Raw genomic sequence first — 16,343 nt, 5'->3', positions numbered from 1 at the left:
GTTCTTCCTTTCAGTTAGTTTTCTATCCCGCTGTTTTTCAACGCCACTCTCTCGGCAATCTTGAGGAAAGGCAGGTAGAAGAATACACCAAATACGATGATTGCCAACTGCACCACCACCGCCCGCCAGTCCCCCGCCGTGGCAAGCCAGGCGCTGAGAATGGGCGGCGTGGTCCACGGGATCATCACCACGCAGCGCGACATTAACCCCAGCGTGGTACAGAGCCAGGCGAAGTAAATGCCGATGGCGGGCAGCAGCACAAACGGGATCATCAGCGGCAGGTTAAACACGATCGGCAGGCCGAAAATCACCGGCTCGTTGATGTTGAATAAACCGGGCGCCAGCGACAGACGCGCCACCTGCTTCGCCGATTTTTGTCGGGAGAAGATAAAGATGGCAATCAGCAGCGAGATCGTGCTGCCCGTGCCGCCCACCATGCCAAACGTCGGCACGAAGATGTTGTTGATGATGTGCGGGATGGGCTGGCCGTTGGCGAAGGCCAGCATGTTCTCGTTGGTGTTGATCAGCAGGAACGGCTCCAGCACCACGCTGTTAACGACTGACTGATGAATGCCGAGCGTGAACAGGAAGTTGCCGAAGCTGTAGATGAAAATCGTCCCCGGCAGGCTGGTGTTGATCAGCCGCAGTGGCTGCTGGATAAAGGTGGTAATGAGATGGATCAGGTCCGTGTGCAGCACGTTTGCCAGCACGGCCGCCAGCACCGCGAACAGGGAGAGCGTGAGGATGGTCGGGATCAGCGCGGTAAAGGATTTGCTCACCGCCGGAGGCACGTTTTCCCCGAGGGAAATGTGCAGCGCCTTCAGCCGCGAAATGGCGATAAACAGTTCCGTTGAGAGCAGCCCGATCAGCACCCCGGCGAAAATCCCGGTTGAGCCGATATTGGCGAACGTCAGCACCTGGGTGACGTTCACCGCGGCATCGCTGCCGACGGGCGTAATCTGCAGGCGCATCGGCATCATGATGATGAAGCTGCTGACAGCGATAACCACTGCCGAGACCGGATTGTCGAAATCTTTGTTGCGCGCCAGCGACCAGGCAATCATCGGGGCCAGCAGCAGCGCGGCGATGTTCAGCGTGCCGTTGATAATCGCCTCGCCCCACACCTTAAACTGCGCGAGCGTGTCGCCGTGAAAAATCCACGGAAACACCACGTTGTTCACCAGCACCGCCAGACCGGCGAGGATGAAAATGGGCATCACCGTGGCGAAGGCGTCGCGCAGGGAGCGAAGGTGCACCTGGTTAGCCAGGCGCGCCGAGAACTCAACAAATTTATCGACAAAAGACTGCATGTGCGGTGTTATTTTTGTTTCAGACATAGCGGATAGTTCCCATCAATCAGTCACAAAAACGGCCCGGCAGCGTACGGCTTACATCTCGCGTCCGTTGGTATGGATAACCTGTTTTAACCACGCGTAGCTCTTCTTCGGCACGCGCTTCAGGTCTTTCAGGTCGTGGTTTTCACGGTTGACATAGACCACGCCGTAGCGCTTACGCATGTCGCCCTGGGAGCTGAGAATGTCGATTAACCCCCAGCCGAGGTAGCCGATCACCTCCGCCCCGTCCTCGAACATCGCCTCCTTCATGGCATTGATATGCGCCCGGTGGTAGTCGATGCGGTAGGTGTCCTCAATCGGATTGACGCCGTCCCAGGACTCAATCACTCCGATGCCGTTTTCGATCGGGAAGACCGGCATCCGCCAGTCGTTGGCGTAGCGGGTGATGATGGTGCGAAAGCCCAGCGGATCGATCTGCCAGTTCCACTCGGTGGCCTTCAGGTACGGGTTGTTTTTTTCGCCGTGCAGCAGGTAATAGTTCACCGGCGTGCCTTCCGGGATCGCATCGCTGTCCAGCGTTTTGCTGGCGTAGTAGCTGAAGGCCATATAGTCGTTTCTGGTCCGCGCCAGCAGCGCTAAATCCTCAGCGCGGTAGATATCGCCAAAGCCCTCCTGCTCCACCACCGCCATCACCGCCGGGCTGTAGCCCTGCCCAGCGAAGACGCGCAGCAGGTTCTGGTTGAGGAACTCGTCGTACTGCTGGGCGCAGAAGATATCGCGCGGTTTGCAGGTGGCCGGGTAGATCAGCTGGTGCGCCAGCATCCCGCCCATCAGCTGGCCGGGTCTGGTCTGGTGCAGATACTCGGTCAGCGCCATGTGCGCCACCATCGTATGGTGCTGCAGCTCGTACAGCTCGCGCAGGGTTTTCTCGCCGTGCATATAGCCGGAAATACGGAACGCTTCCGGCATATGGAAGATGTTCTGCTCGTTGAAGGTCAGCCAGTACTTCACGCGGTCGCCATAGCAGTCGATCATCTTTTTGCCGTAGCGGATAAAGGCCTCCATCACGCGGCGGTCGTTGAAGCCGTTGTACTCCTGCGCCAGCGCCAGCGGCATATCAAAATGGTAAAGACATACCATCGGCTCGATGCCGCGGGCGATCAGATCGTCGATAAAACGGTCGTAAAACGCGATGCCTTCGTCGTTGAACGCGCCGTCACCCTGCGGGCAGACGCGGCTCCAGGAGATCTGGAAGCGGTAGCAGTTCATGCCTAGGTCCTGCATCAGGTCGAAATCTTCCCGGTAGCGGTGGTAGGAGTCGGTCGCAACTTTCCAGTCGGAGACGTTTTCCCCGGCTTCGCGAATGTCGTACACCGACATCCCTTTCCCGCCCTCGTTCCAGGCCCCTTCCGTCTGCATGCTGGACACCGAGTTGCCCCATAAAAAGTTGGCCGGCAGTGAATTGTTCATGCTCTCTCCCTATATGACTAGTCATTTAAAATATCATGACTAGTCATATAGGCGAAGATGAAATGGGGATCAAAGAGGAGGATCGTTTTTTGTGAGCAATGCGGGAAAAAAAGCCCCGGTTAGCGATGCACTACCGGGGCAAGGAAGATTATTGTTGCGCGAGCTGATTGCGGCGATATTCCCCCTGCCGCTCCAGCATCCAGCCCGGGTATTCGCGCGGCAGCGCGCTCACCGCATCAAGCTGCTTGAGCTCATCTTCGCTCAGTCGGATTCCGGTCGCGGCGATATTGTCGTTCAGCTGTTCAACGCGTTTTGCGCCAATGATGACGCTGGTCACCGCTTTCTGATGCAGCAGCCAGGCCAGCGCGATTTGCGCGACGGAGACGCCCTTGCTTTCGGCGATAGTGCGCATCACGTCCACGCAGTCGAAGGCTCGATTTTTGTTCACCGGCGGAAAGTCGAACTCCAGACGGCGGCCGCCGGCTTCGCTCTGCCCGTCGCGGCCATATTTTCCGCTCAGCAGCCCCCCCGCCAGCGGGCTCCAGACCATCAGCCCGACGCCTTCGCTCTGCATCATCGGCACCAGCTCGCGCTCAAGATCGCGCCCGGCAATGGTGTAATACGCCTGCAGCGACGCGAAACGCGCCAGCCCAAGACGTTCAGAAATACCGAGCGCTTTGGCAATCTGCCACGCCGCCCAGTTCGAGACGCCGATGTAGCGCACGTGACCGTGCTGCACCAGGTTATCCAGCGCATAGAGCATTTCTTCAATCGGCGTTGCGGGGTCGAAGCCGTGAAGCTGGTAGAGATCGATATGATCGAGCTGCAGGCGGCGCAGGCTCTCCTTCACGCTGCTGATGATGTGATAGCGCGAGCTGCCGCGCGAGTTCACCCCTGCCGTTCCCGTTTCACCGAACACTTTCGTGGCGACCACCACGTTCTCGCGAGGGATCTTCAGGTTTTTCAGCGCCTGACCGGTGATCTCCTCCGAGCGTCCTTCCGAGTAAACGTCCGCGGTGTCGATAAAGTTGATCCCGGCATCCAGCGCGCGGCCCACCAGCTGCTCGGCTTCACTTTGCTGGAGCTGGCCAATCTTGCCCCACATGCCGCCCTCGCCGCCGAAGGTCATGGTGCCGAGGCACAGTTCAGAAACAAACAGACCGGTGTTGCCCAGTTTTTGATAACGCATAACTTATTCCTCGCATGTCGATTGGGTACCCGATAGTTATACCCGCCCCTCAGCCATCGCGAATGTGGTGTTCCTGTCCGTTTCTTGCCCAATCCTCTGAATTTATCCGCGCGGGGCGTCGCCAAAGACGCTGTAGTCCGGTAACTGCACCTGCTGATACGGCTCCCAGCCGCCGCCGAGGGCCTTGTAGAGCGCCACCAGATCGAGCGCGCTCTGCACCTGCGCCTGCGCGCGCTGCTGCTGGGCCTGCGCCAGCTGACGCTGGGCGTCCAGCACGTCGATAAAGCTGGCGATCCCCTGTCGGTAGCTGTCGCTCGCTAAATCAAAGGCGTTTTGCAGGGCGTCGATCGTTTTTGCGAGACCCGCTTCACGCTGCTGGTCGGTGCGATAGCTCACCAGCGCGTTTTCCACATCCCCGAGCGCGGTCAGCACCGTCTGGCGATAGTCCAGCACCGCCGCTCCCTGCTGCGCGCGCGCCACCTTAACGCTGGAGACCAGTCGACCGCCCTGGAAGATGGGAATGGAGACCTGCGGGCCGAAGCTGTAGAAGTGGCTGCTCCAGTCGGTCAGCCAGTTGGTTTCGCTGTTACGCAGGCCAAACTGCCCGGAGAGCGTAAAGCTCGGGAACAGCTCCGCCACCGAGACGCCGATTTGCGCCGTCGCGGCGTGGAGGTTCGCCTCCGCTTCGCGCACGTCCGGACGGCGTCGCGCCAGCGTGGACGGAATGCCGGTCTGCACGATATCCGGCAGGGCTGGCATAGGCTGCACGCTTTGCAATTCCGCATCCAGCGCCCCCGGCGGCTTGCCGAGCAGGATCGCCAGACCGTTCATCGCCTGCCGCTCCTGCGCCTGATATTGCGGAAGCTGGGCCTCAAGATTGCCTAACTGCGCCCGGGCGTTTTCCACATCCATCTGTGGCGACAGCCCGCCGCGCTGGCGGCTTTCGGTCAGTTCCAGCGTCTGCTGCGCGCTTTTAATCTGGGTGTTCAGCGTGGCGATAATGCTCTGCGCCCCGCGCAGCTGGAGCCACGCGCGCACCACTTCGGCCTCCAGCGACACCAGCGCGTCGTTACGCTGCTCGATGGCGGCTTTCTGCTGCGCTTCGGCGGCTTCCACCTGACGACGCACCTTGCCCCACAGGTCAATTTCCCACTGGGCGTCGAAGCTGCCCTGGTAGAGATTAATCGGCTGCGTCAGCGGCCCTAACGCGCCCCGCAGTTCAGGATCGACATTATCAAGCTGGTCGTACACGCCGTGAGATTTCAGCTCCCCTTCAAGCCCAAGCTGCTGTCGCGTCGCCTGCAGATTGCCGTTCACCGACGGATAAAACGCCCCGCCCGCCTGATTAATCTGCTCTCGCGCCCCGGCGATGCGCAGCACCGTCTGCTGCAGCGTCAGGTTTCCGGCGATGGCGCGCTCAACCAGGCTGTCGAGCTGCGGCGAGCCGAAGGTCTTCCACCAGCGCGGATTGGTCGCGGCGGAGGTGGTTTGCGATTTCACCGCGCTGTCGCCCTTATCGTTCCAGTGCGTAACGGCGGGCGGCGCAGGCTGCTGGTAGTCAGGCCCGACGGCGCAGCCCGCCAGCAGCATCATTATCATCAGGGGGTGTAAACGTCTGTGTATCATCAATGTGCTCCTGCACTCCCCTCGCTCTTAACCGGCGAGAGCAACAAACAAAACGGAATCAGTAACAAGGCCACCGCGCTCAGAATGGTGAAGACGTCGATGTAGGCCAGGAAGCGCGACTGCTCGATCATCGTCTGGTACATGCGTCCGGTGGCGATGCCGGTGGGGTCGCCCACCTGGGTGGTAAAGTTCTGGATCGCCTGGGCGCTTTCGCGTATCGCCTGCTGGAACTGCTCGTTAAGCGGCGAGGCGTGGTACGCCAGATGCGCGCTGTGCGCCTGCGCGCGTTCGGTGATGGCCGCCGTCGAAAGGGATATGCCAATCGAGCCCGCGACGTTGCGGAACATGGTAAACAGCGCCGCCGCATCGGCATTCAGCCGCCTCGGTATCGAGATAAACGCAATAGTCGTGAGCGGCACAAACAGGAACCCCAGCCCTATCGACTGGGCGCTGCGGAACAGCACCAGGGTTTCGAAGTCGATATCCGGCGTCAGCGTTCGCGACCAGAAGAACGACACCGCCAGACAGGTAAAGCCAAAGGCGATAATCCAGCGCGTCTGCACCACCGGCATCAGCTTCAGCACCAGCGGGATAGTTAATACGATCAGCACCGCGCCGGGCGACAGCACCAGCCCCGACCAGGTAGCGGTGTAGCCCAGGTCCTGCTGCGCCAGCTGCGGGATCACCACCGAGCTGCCGTACAAAATCATCGCCATCCCCGCCATCAGCAGGCTGGAGATGGCAAAGTTGCGGTCCTTCATGCAGTGCAGATCCACCACCGGCTTTCTGGCATACACCAGCCAGTAGATGGCGCCGATAATGCCGACAAGCGTCAACACGCCGAAGGTGCGGATAAAGTTCGAGTAGAACCAGTCCTCGTCTTCTCCCCGGTCGAGCATCACCTGCAGACAGCCCAGCCCCAGCGCGATCAGGCCGATCCCCGTCCAGTCGATAGTCAGCTTCTCTTTTGATTTGCTCTCCCACGGCGGATCTTCCAGCAGCTGGTAGATCGCCAGCACCGTCACAATCCCTACCGGAATGTTGATAAAGAACACCCAGCGCCAGGAATAGTTGTCGGTGATCCAGCCGCCCAGCGTCGGGCCGAGCACCGGCGCAACGATAATCGCAATGGAGGACAGACCAAACGCTTTGCCCCGGTCTTCGGGTTTGAAGTAGTCGAGCAGCACCGACTGCTGCGTGGGCTGCAGCCCGCCGCCAAAAAAGCCCTGCATAACGCGGAACAGGATGATCTGCCACAGCTCGGTGGCAATCCCGCACAGGAACGAGCAGACGGTAAACATGACGATGCAAATCAGGAAGAACTGCTTGCGGCCAAACACCCGGCTCAGAAACGCCGAGATGGGCAGCACGATGCCGTTCGCGACCAGATAGCTGGTTAACACCCAGGTAGATTCGTCATAGCTGGACGAGAGCGATCCTGCCACATGGGGGAGCGCGACGTTGACGATGGTGGTATCCAGAATTTCCATGAATACCGCCAGGGTGACGACAATCGCCACCGCCCACGGATTGCTGGCGGGTTTCCAGCTGTCGTGGCTGTGATCCGTCATTCCACCGTCACCTTCGGTGCAACCGACAGCCCCAGCGGCAGCGGTTTGTTTGGATCCAGGCCCTTATCAATCACGATTTTGACCGGCACGCGCTGCACAATTTTGACGAAGTTACCGGTGGCATTTTCTGCCGGGAAGGCGGAGAAGCGCGAGCCGCTGCCCTGCTGGATACTGTCTACGTGGCCCTCAAGCTCCATATCCGGCCACGCGTCGACGGACACGGTGACCTTATCGCCCGGCTTCATGCGTTCAAGCTGCGACTCTTTAAAGTTCGCGACCACCCACACGTTCGGGGAAACCAGCGAGAACAGCGCCGTTCCCGCCTGCACCAGCGTACCGGGCTGCACGTTGCGTTTGGTGACGACGCCGTCGAACGGGGCGCGGACTTCGGTATAGGAGAGATTAAGGTTGGCGGTTTCCAGCTGCGCTTTAGCCTGATCGACCTGACGCTCGCGCGCTTCAACGTTGGTTTCCTGCTGGCGGATTTGCAGCTGTACCTGCTCTGCCACTTCCAGCTGCGCCTGAGCGCTGGCCAGCCCTGCCTGTGCGCTACGCAGTTGAGCGTTCGCGGAATCGATACTTTGCTGAGTGGTTGCACGCGGGTCGACGCCGCGCTGGCGACGGTACTCTGCCTGCGCGTTCGCCAGATCGGCCTGCGCTTTCAGCACCTGCGCTTTGGCTTCGTCACGCTGGGCGGGATACTGGACTTTTGAAAGCGCCAGCTGCGCCTGGGCCTGATGCAGCTGCGCGATAGCCAGCCCAAACTGGGCCTGAGCCTGATCGCGCTGCGCGGTGGTGTCCCGCGGATCGATAACCACCAGCAGATCGCCCTTTTTCACGCGCTGGTTATCACGCACGCGCAGCTCGGTAACGTAGCCCGCCGTTTTGGGGGCAATCGTCACCACGTCGCCGTCGGTAAAGGCGTCGTCGGTCGTCTCTTCGTTACGGGTTAAAAACCACCAGACCAGCGCCACGACCACCATTACCACCACGACAATGCCGAGGATAATTAACGGTTTCTTGCCCGGGCGCTTACGCTCATTATTGTTTTTGTCCTGCTCGTCAGCAGGCGGGTTTTGATCTTCAGCCATAGTTCAGCAACGGTCCTGTCAGTGAGCGGCATCACACTATGCCGTTCACTAAAGCTAGGACGTTGCTATACGTTTGCCAGGAAAAACTGACAAATTGCGCACTATATGAGAAGGAATATTCCGAAACCGATCGCCGCGGCCCAAACCAGCATCGGAATCGACCAGACGTGGAAACGCCACCAGATACGACGGTCGTTGGCCATACGCAGCGCAATCAGGTTTGCCAGCGAGCCGGGCAGCAGCCCAAACCCGCCGATGTTGACCGCCCAGGCCAGAAGCGTATCGGGCGGAACATAGTTGAGCAGCAGAATGGTGGAAGGCACGTTGCTGATAAACTGCGACAGGCCAATCGCCGTCAGCCACAGCCCCGGCTGAGACAGCGTGCTGACGCTGTGCAGAACGTTTTGCAGCACCGGAAGCTGGATAAGGAGATGCACATCAATAAACATCGCCATAAAGACCAGCAGCAGCGTCCAGTCCACGCTCACCAGCACGCGACGCGCCAGGACGACAAACCCCGCGGCAACGAGCAGGACGCCCGCCAGCTCATACTTCAGCTCCAGCGCGAACAGAAAGACGATGTATAACCCGAGACAGCTCCACACCAGGCGCGGCTGCCACTGCGGGCCGGTTGTGCCGCTGTGGTACTGCAGCTTTTTATCCGGAAACGCGAACCAGCATACCGCCAGCAGCGACAGCATCATCACCAGCGCCAGAGGGGCCATCTGCCAGGTAAAGGCGGCGAACGACAGCCCGGACCGTCCCCAGAGAAGGATATTTTGCGGGTTGCCAATTGGCGTCAGAAGCGAGCCAGCATTGACGGCCAGCGCTTCAAAGATGATCAGCCGGCTGACCGGGATCTCGCAAAGCTTACGCAGCGTGAGCGTGAGGGGCACGATGATAAACAGCGCCACATCGTTGGTCAGAAACGTCGACAGCACCGCGGCGGAGAACACCATAAACAGGGACAGCCTGCGCTCGGTGGCAAAGCGGCGCACCATTTTACGGCCAAGAACGTCAAAATAGCCGCTCAGCTCGACCCCTTTGGTGAGCATCATCAGGCCGCTCAGGGTAATGATGGTGCGCCAGTCAATTGCGGCGGGCCAGGCGCGTGGCGCAAACGGCACAAAGAGGCTTAACCCTGCGCCAATAATTAATAATAGATGGAAGAAACGATCGCGTGCCAGGGCCTGCAGTCCGGGGATTTTCATTCAGCGGAGGAACCATATTTAAGGGTAAATTCGCGAAACTTCACCAGCGTCTCTTCGCTGACGTGGTGTTCCATGCCTTCCGCATCCCGGCGGGCGATCTCCGGGCTGACGCCCAGCACCAGTAAAAAATTCTCGACAAGCTGATGGCGCTCGCGGCTCTCCTGCGCGAGTTTCTCCCCTTCCGGCGTCAGAAAAACACCGCGCCAGGGGATCATTTCAATTAAGCCCACGGAGGCCAGGCGTTTTAACATTTTAGCGACAGTTGGCTGTGAAACCCCCAGCCTGGCGGCCATATCGACCTGGCGCGCTTCACCAACCTCACGAATCAGATCGGAAATGAGTTCAACATAATCATCAATCAGTTCACGCCGGTGCGCTTCACGGACCTGGCGAAAACCTTCGACATGTTCTTCAACATTCACCAGTTGCGTCGTTTTCCTCATTGTCGGATGACCTGCGCGACGGTTCATTGTACTTCCTCAGTGGGGTGACGCTTCCAGCGCCCGGATTCGAGAGCGCACATTGTAAACCATAGCTCCGCAAGCACAAAAAATTAACGAAATAGCCATAGCTATACAATATAGCCTGTGCTATATCTGTATGTAATGCAGTCACCCTTCACGGATCGAAGGGATCAAAACTCAGGAGGTCTTATGAACGAATTCAAGAGGTGCATGACCGTGTTTACCCACTCTCCCTTTAAAGTGCGCTTAATGCTGTTGAACATGCTGTGCGATATGTTTAACAACAAACCGCATCAGGACGACAAACCTTCCCACTAAGCGGCGTTGCGGTACGCCGCTTCATTTTCCCGTCACAATCTCGCTGTAAACTGGCTTCTAGCCGCCTTATTCCCGATCTTTTTTACGGATTTGCAATCCCCTTCGCAAAACATCTGCTTAGCAACTGTTGATATTATTTAGCGCTCGCACTATCTTCTTGCAGCCCTGCACAATTTGCGGCTCGCTGAAGCGGACCCTCATTCCCTCTCCACGCACTGTCAGGCAGGTTATGACCCTTGACGCCAGGGTGAGCACATGGCGTTTTCATCCATGATAGTGACCTATGAATGTAACCCTGATAGATACCGTTGTGACCCGCAGCCGGGCCTTAAGCCCGTGGACGGGTTTTTACTTTTTGCAGTCATTACTGATTAACTTTGCGCTGGGTTATCCCTTTAGTTTGCTCTACGCGGTGGCTTTCACCTGCGTTCTGCATGTGCTGTGGCGAACCGCACAGCGCGTGCAAAAAGCGTTAATCGGGATCTGCTCGCTGGTCGCTGCACTCTATTTCCCGTTTGGCCAGGCTTACGGCGCGCCAAACTTTAATACCCTGCTGGCGCTGCACTCGACCAATATGGAAGAGTCAACGGAGATCCTGACGATCTTCCCGTGGTACAGCTACGTGGTCGGGATCTTTATCTTCGCGTTGGGCGTTATCGCCATCCGCCGTCATTCGGGCGAGAAAAAATCCTGGGGTAAGATCGAAATACTCTGTCTGGTGTTCAGCGTTGCCGTGGCCTTTGTCGCCCCCATCCAGAATATTCCCTGGGACGGTAAGCTAAGGCTCACCAATATCGGCTATCCGGTTTTCCGCTTCGTGAAGGACGTCGTTGTCAATAATAAAGAGGTTCTCGACGAGCAGGCGCGCATGGCTGAGCTTTCCAATATGAAAGACACCTGGAACGTGCTGGCCGTTAAGCCGAAGTATCACACCTATGTGGTGGTGATTGGGGAAAGTGCCCGTCGCGATGCAATGGGAGCCTTCGGCGGACACTGGGATAACACACCGTTTGCCAGTTCGGTCAAAGGCACGCTGTTCACCGATTATGTCGCAGCCAGCGGCTCGACGCAGAAATCGCTCGGCCTGACCCTTAACCGGGTCGTCGACGGCAAACCTCAGTATCAGGATAATTTTGTCACCCTGGCAAACCGCGCGGGTTATCAAACCTGGTGGTTCTCCAATCAGGGGCAAATTGGCGAATACGATACGGCCATCGCCAGTATCGCCAAACGTGCCGACGAAGTGCAGTTCCTGAAGAACGGTGACTTTGAAGCCGACAAAAATACCAAAGACGAAGCGCTGTTGAAAATGACGGCACAGGTCTTCGCCACTCCGCGCACCCAGCCTCAGCTGATCGTTCTGCACCTGATGGGGTCGCACCCGCAGGCCTGCGATCGGACCGGCGGGAAGTACGCGGAGTTCGTGCAGTCCAAAGAGACCTCTTGCTATCTCTACACCATGACGCAAACCGACGACCTGCTGAGCAAGCTGTACGATCAGCTACGCAATACGGGCGACAGCTTCTCCATGGTCTATTTCTCTGATCACGGGCTGGCGTTTAAAGAGCGTGGTAAAGAGGTGCAGTACCTGGCGCACGATGACAAGTTCCAGCAGAACTTCCAGGTGCCGTTTATGGTGCTGTCGAGTGATGATAAAACGCATCGCGTGATTAAAGCGCGCCGTTCGGCAAATGATTTCCTGCAGTTCTTCTCGCAGTGGACGGGGATTACAGCCGAGCAGATAAAAACGGCTTACCCGTTTGTCTCAAACAAGAAAGCTCCCCCAGTGTACGTTACCAACTTCAAGTTACAGAAAGTTGACTACAACCATCTGGGTACTGATATTTTCGATATTAAGAATAAGTAGCGGTCCAATGTCCTCACCCTGTGGGCTGAGGGATCCCCACAAAATAATATCAGCACAGTCGGCTCCCTCTCCCTTGAGGGAGAGGGATGGGGTGAGGGGGAACATACGGCTCTTGTGGTCATTCCGTTCACTTTATGTTCCTTGCTACTCTTTAACGACATGGCTTGTGAACGTGCCAGGGTGGCTCAGTCGCCACCACCCTGGCGACCCGGGCTCCCGGCGGTAAATCGCCGCTTCGCGGTGTCCTCGTCTTATTCCTTCCGGCTTATCGGGGACGGGCGGAGGTAACATCCTTGTAAAGCCCGCCCTCTCGGCGCATCCCTGCGCCTCGCCCCGGCCTGCAGGAAACGCCTCAGCGATTTACAGCCGGACCAAGGCATCGCTGTAAACCATTCATTTTCCTGACGCAACATTCATCGCTACAGGTTAAAAAAATTACTGGGAATTCCTCAGCCCACAGGGAGAGGGAAAAGACAAAAAAAAATCCGCCACATTGGGCGGATTTTTTATTAGCTCACCGGAGTGATTAGAAGCGGTAACCTACGCCCGCGATCCAGGTGCCAACGTCAACGTTGCGGATACGGCTCTGCTCATAGGAGAAGTCCAGAGCAACGTCCTGGATTGGGTTGAACTGCAGGCCTGCGCCATAGGAGAAGCCATAGTCGCTGTTGCTTGCAGTGCGGCTTTCGCTCTGGTTTTCAGTCTGCTGGAATTTACCGTAGCCAACACCTACAACACCGTAGATGCTCGCCCAGTCATTCAGACGGTAAGCTGGACCAGCGGTGATACCGTAGTACTGGCCTTTGTTGTATGCGCCGTTTTCAGAACGATCTTTCTCGGTGTAGGTGAAAGAACCGATCACGCCCAGTGGGTTGTTGTCCTGCTCGTAGCGATACTTCAGGTTGAAACCGTTAGCTTTGTTCATCACGCCCTGATAGTCGCTCTGAGCGTAACCACCAGTAACAGTAGAAGTAGCAGCTACAGCGGTACCTGCGGAAACAGCCAGTACAGCGGCCAGTGCTGAAAGACATGCAATTTTTTTCATAACCACCTCAAATGTGCTTCAAGTAAGTCCGTAAGTTTTAAATATATCAAAAAAATTTGCGAAACTCTTTGTGATTCGTGATGTCTAATGAAACCTTTCCTGTAACAGAACGTTTCCAGCGTCAGCTATCTCTTTCAAATCACATGCAATTTTCACTACTAAATGCGCATAGTGCGCGCAAGCGCCGTTACATTCATCCAGATTATTCCTAATCTATCAGGCGATAAATCCACCAGCGCTTAACCATTTTACGGATTTCACGAGGTTTTTTTTCAACAGCACCTCAACCGTTGCCGCTTATTTCCTTTACACTGCAACCTTTACCTCATTTGACATAAGCTGACAGGAGAAAGGATGCCTGGGTTATCCCGCACGTCGTCGGTCTGGTTGCCGGTAGCAGTCATACTCATTGCCATGTTGTCCATTCAAAGCGGTGCTTCGCTTGCAAAATCCCTTTTTCCGCTGGTCGGTGCGCCTGGGGTGACTGCCCTGCGTATCGTGCTGGGCACGGCGATACTGGTGGTCATTTTCAAACCCTGGCGTCTGCGCTTCAAAAAGGAGCAGCGTTTACCCCTGCTGTTTTATGGACTCTCCCTTGGGGCAATGAACTATCTGTTTTATCTCTCTATTCAGACGATACCGCTGGGGATCGCCGTCGCGCTGGAGTTTACCGGCCCGCTGGCGGTGGCGCTTTTCTCCTCGCGACGTCCGGTCGATTTTATCTGGGTCGTGTTAGCCGTTCTGGGTTTATGGTTCCTGCTGCCGCTGGGCCAGAGCGTCGCTGAGATCGATCTGACGGGTGCAGCCCTGGCGCTGGGTGCTGGCGCCTGCTGGGCCGTCTATATACTTACGGGCCAGCGTGCAGGAGAAGAGCACGGTCCGGCTACCGTCGCGTTAGGTTCCCTGATCGCTGCCATCGTCTTCGTGCCTATCGGCATGGCGCAGGCGACCGAATCTATCTGGCAATGGTCCGTCATGCCCATAGGACTGGCGGTCGCGATTCTCTCTACCGCACTCCCCTACTCTCTGGAGATGATTGCCCTTACGCGTCTGCCGACGCGCATATTTGGTACCCTGATGAGCATGGAGCCTGCGTTAGCCGCCATTTCCGGGATGGTGTTTCTCGGCGAAACCCTCACGTTGACCCAGACGCTGGCTCTCTGCTCGATTATCGCGGCATCAATGGGCTCGACGCTCACCATGCGCCCGGAGCCTAAAGTTGAGAAAGTGGATATCAGCTAAGGCCATATATTCTGCATGGCTTCCACGCCATGCAGAATAAAGGCCAGAAAGACAGACGTTATAATTTCTTACACACTTTGCGCTATTTTCGAAATATCCCTCTGCGTTTACATCCCCAACCAGCAATTAAGATTGATCTGTATCAATTTTAAAATTACTCATTAATTTCAACAAATTAAATTCTCAACCCACTTCTCGCTATTAAACCGATAGGCATAGCCAAACCGCAGAGAAAAAATCCGGTGCTATACTTAGTTTTGTAATTACTTGGGACATAAACATCAAGAGGATATGAGATTATGAGTACCGCTAAACTGGTGAAAACGAAAGCGTCTAATCTGCTTTATACCCGTAACGATGTATCGGATAGCGACAAAAAGGCGACCATTGAGTTGCTGAATCGCCAGGTGATCCAGTTCATCGATCTTTCGCTGATCACCAAACAGGCCCACTGGAATATGCGCGGTGCAAACTTTATTGCCGTTCATGAAATGCTGGATGGCTTCCGCACAGCACTGGTTACCCACCTCGATACGATGGCTGAACGTGCCGTTCAGCTGGGCGGCGTGGCGCTGGGCACCACGCAGGTGATCAACAGCAAAACGCCACTGAAGAGTTATCCGCTGGATATCCATACCGTTCAGGATCACCTGAAAGAGCTGGCGGACCGCTATGCGATTGTGGCCAATGACGTGCGCAAAGCGATTGGCGAAGCCAAAGACGAAGATACCGCAGACATTTTCACCGCCGCGTCCCGCGACCTGGATCAGTTCCTGTGGTTTATCGAATCTAACATCGAGTAATTCATACGAATTTTCTATCAAACCCTCGCCCTCCGGTGAGGGTTTTGCACATCTATGGTGCACAGTTTTTGCCTGCACACCTGCAAAAGTGAACGAAATGTAATAATCACCTCACACAACCGTTAACGGAAGATTGTTTTTTCGTCAGAATTTACGCTAAATATCTCCCCGTCAGTTGAGCCAAACGAAGCGCACCAAAACGGTGCTCCAGTTTGGTGCAATAACACCTCATTGCCCCATTTATTGTGCAATGCATGACATCATCCCCTTTGCAAAACAATAGCTTGTAAAGTTGGCACGATTTTTTCATTGTACCACCTGTTCTCGCAGGGGATCGCCCCGTGGATATAAAAGGAAATGCTATGAAGTCTGTATTAAAAGTTTCACTGGCTGCACTTACCCTGGCTTTTGCAGTGTCCTCTCAGGCTGCCGACAAACTGGTTGTGGCGACCGACACGGCGTTCGTTCCGTTTGAATTCAAACAGGGTGATAAATACGTTGGTTTTGATGTGGATCTGTGGGCCGCTGTCGCAAAAGAACTCAAGCTGGATTACACCCTGAAGCCTATGGACTTCAGCGGCATCATCCCGGCACTGCAAACCAAAAACGTTGATCTGGCACTGGCAGGCATCACCATTACCGATGAACGTAAAAAAGCGATCGACTTCTCTGACGGCTACTACAAAAGCGGCCTGCTGGTCATGGTCAAAGCCGATAATAACGACGTAAAAAGCGTGAAAGATCTCGACGGCAAAGTGGTGGCAGTGAAGAGCGGCACCGGTTCTGTTGATTACGCGAAAGCAAATATCAAAACTAAAGACCTGCGTCAGTTCCCGAATATCGACAATGCGTACATGGAACTCGGCACCAACCGTGCTGACGCTGTTCTGCACGACACGCCTAACATCCTGTACTTCATCAAGACAGCCGGTAACGGCAAGTTCAAAGCCGTTGGCGAGTCTCTGGAAGCGCAGCAGTACGGTATCGCATTCCCGAAAGGCAGCGACGACCTGCGCACGAAAGTTAACGGCGCGCTGAAAACGCTGAAAGAGAACGGCACCTATAACGAAATCTACAAAAAATGGTTCGGTACCGAGCCTAAATAATAAGACGTAAAAATGACGTTCACTCGGGGGCGACCTTTCGCCCCT

Annotated in this window: 14 protein-coding genes; 5 read left to right on the top strand and 9 right to left on the bottom strand. The window is 56.3% G+C overall.

Annotated elements, in window-relative coordinates:
- Positions 1-14 precede the first annotated feature (14 nt).
- The 8 genes from ACMGGX_RS16425 to mntR form a co-directional block, all read right to left on the bottom strand.
- On the bottom strand, positions 15-1,337 hold the full coding sequence (locus ACMGGX_RS16425) for a PTS sugar transporter subunit IIC (RefSeq protein ID WP_202782195.1): 1,323 nt from the start codon (positions 1,335-1,337) through the stop codon (positions 15-17).
- A 51-nt stretch (positions 1,338-1,388) separates the two neighbouring features.
- Positions 1,389-2,765: a glycoside hydrolase family 1 protein gene (locus tag ACMGGX_RS16420; protein ID WP_087822223.1), complete on the bottom strand. Its 1,377-nt coding sequence runs from the start codon at positions 2,763-2,765 to the stop codon at positions 1,389-1,391.
- Between the two features lie 148 nt (positions 2,766-2,913).
- Positions 2,914-3,954, bottom strand: a complete 1,041-nt coding sequence (locus ACMGGX_RS16415; protein WP_420298609.1) for an aldo/keto reductase — start codon at positions 3,952-3,954, stop codon at positions 2,914-2,916.
- A gap of 102 nt (positions 3,955-4,056) precedes the next feature.
- Positions 4,057-5,580, bottom strand: coding sequence for an efflux transporter outer membrane subunit (locus ACMGGX_RS16410; protein ID WP_420298608.1), 1,524 nt, complete (start codon positions 5,578-5,580; stop codon positions 4,057-4,059).
- Positions 5,580-7,151, bottom strand: a complete 1,572-nt coding sequence (locus ACMGGX_RS16405) for a DHA2 family efflux MFS transporter permease subunit (RefSeq protein ID WP_033145003.1) — start codon at positions 7,149-7,151, stop codon at positions 5,580-5,582. The genes ACMGGX_RS16410 and ACMGGX_RS16405 overlap by 1 nt, the downstream gene beginning before the upstream one ends.
- Positions 7,148-8,242, bottom strand: a complete 1,095-nt coding sequence (locus ACMGGX_RS16400) for an HlyD family secretion protein (protein ID WP_234651292.1) — start codon at positions 8,240-8,242, stop codon at positions 7,148-7,150. The genes ACMGGX_RS16405 and ACMGGX_RS16400 overlap by 4 nt, the downstream gene beginning before the upstream one ends.
- A gap of 101 nt (positions 8,243-8,343) precedes the next feature.
- Positions 8,344-9,453: an anion transporter gene (locus ACMGGX_RS16395; RefSeq protein ID WP_047742416.1), complete on the bottom strand. Its 1,110-nt coding sequence runs from the start codon at positions 9,451-9,453 to the stop codon at positions 8,344-8,346.
- Positions 9,450-9,923, bottom strand: coding sequence for a manganese-binding transcriptional regulator MntR (gene mntR, locus ACMGGX_RS16390; RefSeq protein WP_109846323.1), 474 nt, complete (start codon positions 9,921-9,923; stop codon positions 9,450-9,452). The genes ACMGGX_RS16395 and mntR overlap by 4 nt, the downstream gene beginning before the upstream one ends.
- 183 nt (positions 9,924-10,106) lie before the next feature.
- Between mntR and mntS the strand changes: the two genes are divergently transcribed.
- Both mntS and ACMGGX_RS16380 read left to right on the top strand, forming a co-directional pair.
- On the top strand, positions 10,107-10,235 hold the full coding sequence (gene mntS / locus ACMGGX_RS16385) for a manganase accumulation protein MntS (RefSeq protein WP_014831181.1): 129 nt from the start codon (positions 10,107-10,109) through the stop codon (positions 10,233-10,235).
- A gap of 283 nt (positions 10,236-10,518) precedes the next feature.
- On the top strand, positions 10,519-12,102 hold the full coding sequence (locus ACMGGX_RS16380; protein ID WP_420298607.1) for a phosphoethanolamine transferase: 1,584 nt from the start codon (positions 10,519-10,521) through the stop codon (positions 12,100-12,102).
- A gap of 526 nt (positions 12,103-12,628) precedes the next feature.
- Here ACMGGX_RS16380 and ompX read toward each other — a convergent pair.
- On the bottom strand, positions 12,629-13,147 hold the full coding sequence (gene ompX / locus ACMGGX_RS16375; RefSeq protein ID WP_023310884.1) for an outer membrane protein OmpX: 519 nt from the start codon (positions 13,145-13,147) through the stop codon (positions 12,629-12,631).
- Positions 13,148-13,501: 354 nt separating this feature from the next.
- Between ompX and rhtA the strand changes: the two genes are divergently transcribed.
- From rhtA to glnH, 3 genes are all read left to right on the top strand, one after another.
- A complete protein-coding gene (gene rhtA / locus ACMGGX_RS16370; protein WP_023334998.1) occupies positions 13,502-14,389 on the top strand; it encodes a threonine/homoserine exporter RhtA in 888 nt (295 codons plus the stop codon).
- Positions 14,390-14,688: 299 nt separating this feature from the next.
- On the top strand, positions 14,689-15,192 hold the full coding sequence (gene dps, locus ACMGGX_RS16365) for a DNA starvation/stationary phase protection protein Dps (RefSeq protein ID WP_010428924.1): 504 nt from the start codon (positions 14,689-14,691) through the stop codon (positions 15,190-15,192).
- A 362-nt stretch (positions 15,193-15,554) separates the two neighbouring features.
- Positions 15,555-16,298 carry a glutamine ABC transporter substrate-binding protein GlnH gene (glnH, locus tag ACMGGX_RS16360; protein ID WP_023310880.1) on the top strand — a complete coding sequence of 248 codons (744 nt, stop codon included), beginning with the start codon at positions 15,555-15,557 and terminating at the stop codon, positions 16,296-16,298.
- Positions 16,299-16,343 lie beyond the last annotated feature (45 nt).

Origin of the sequence: Enterobacter sp. BNK-29 (assembly GCF_048684785.1) — a bacterium.
In the GTDB taxonomy this organism is placed as follows: domain Bacteria; phylum Pseudomonadota; class Gammaproteobacteria; order Enterobacterales; family Enterobacteriaceae; genus Enterobacter; species Enterobacter cloacae_M.
This window is presented reverse-complemented; position numbering and strand designations above follow the sequence as displayed.

What these genes read in the sequence shown, in the direction of transcription:
- ACMGGX_RS16425 (WP_202782195.1), bottom strand. Translation starts at nt 1,337, where the DNA reads ATGTCTGAAACAAAAATAACACCGCACATGCAGTCTTTTGTCGATAAA.
- ACMGGX_RS16420 (WP_087822223.1), bottom strand. Translation starts at nt 2,765, where the DNA reads ATGAACAATTCACTGCCGGCCAACTTTTTATGGGGCAACTCGGTGTCC.
- ACMGGX_RS16415 (WP_420298609.1), bottom strand. Translation starts at nt 3,954, where the DNA reads ATGCGTTATCAAAAACTGGGCAACACCGGTCTGTTTGTTTCTGAACTG.
- ACMGGX_RS16410 (WP_420298608.1), bottom strand. Translation starts at nt 5,580, where the DNA reads ATGATACACAGACGTTTACACCCCCTGATGATAATGATGCTGCTGGCG.
- ACMGGX_RS16405 (WP_033145003.1), bottom strand. Translation starts at nt 7,151, where the DNA reads ATGACGGATCACAGCCACGACAGCTGGAAACCCGCCAGCAATCCGTGG.
- ACMGGX_RS16400 (WP_234651292.1), bottom strand. Translation starts at nt 8,242, where the DNA reads ATGGCTGAAGATCAAAACCCGCCTGCTGACGAGCAGGACAAAAACAAT.
- ACMGGX_RS16395 (WP_047742416.1), bottom strand. Translation starts at nt 9,453, where the DNA reads ATGAAAATCCCCGGACTGCAGGCCCTGGCACGCGATCGTTTCTTCCAT.
- mntR (WP_109846323.1), bottom strand. Translation starts at nt 9,923, where the DNA reads ATGAACCGTCGCGCAGGTCATCCGACAATGAGGAAAACGACGCAACTG.
- mntS (WP_014831181.1), top strand. Translation starts at nt 10,107, where the DNA reads ATGAACGAATTCAAGAGGTGCATGACCGTGTTTACCCACTCTCCCTTT.
- ACMGGX_RS16380 (WP_420298607.1), top strand. Translation starts at nt 10,519, where the DNA reads ATGAATGTAACCCTGATAGATACCGTTGTGACCCGCAGCCGGGCCTTA.
- ompX (WP_023310884.1), bottom strand. Translation starts at nt 13,147, where the DNA reads ATGAAAAAAATTGCATGTCTTTCAGCACTGGCCGCTGTACTGGCTGTT.
- rhtA (WP_023334998.1), top strand. Translation starts at nt 13,502, where the DNA reads ATGCCTGGGTTATCCCGCACGTCGTCGGTCTGGTTGCCGGTAGCAGTC.
- dps (WP_010428924.1), top strand. Translation starts at nt 14,689, where the DNA reads ATGAGTACCGCTAAACTGGTGAAAACGAAAGCGTCTAATCTGCTTTAT.
- glnH (WP_023310880.1), top strand. Translation starts at nt 15,555, where the DNA reads ATGAAGTCTGTATTAAAAGTTTCACTGGCTGCACTTACCCTGGCTTTT.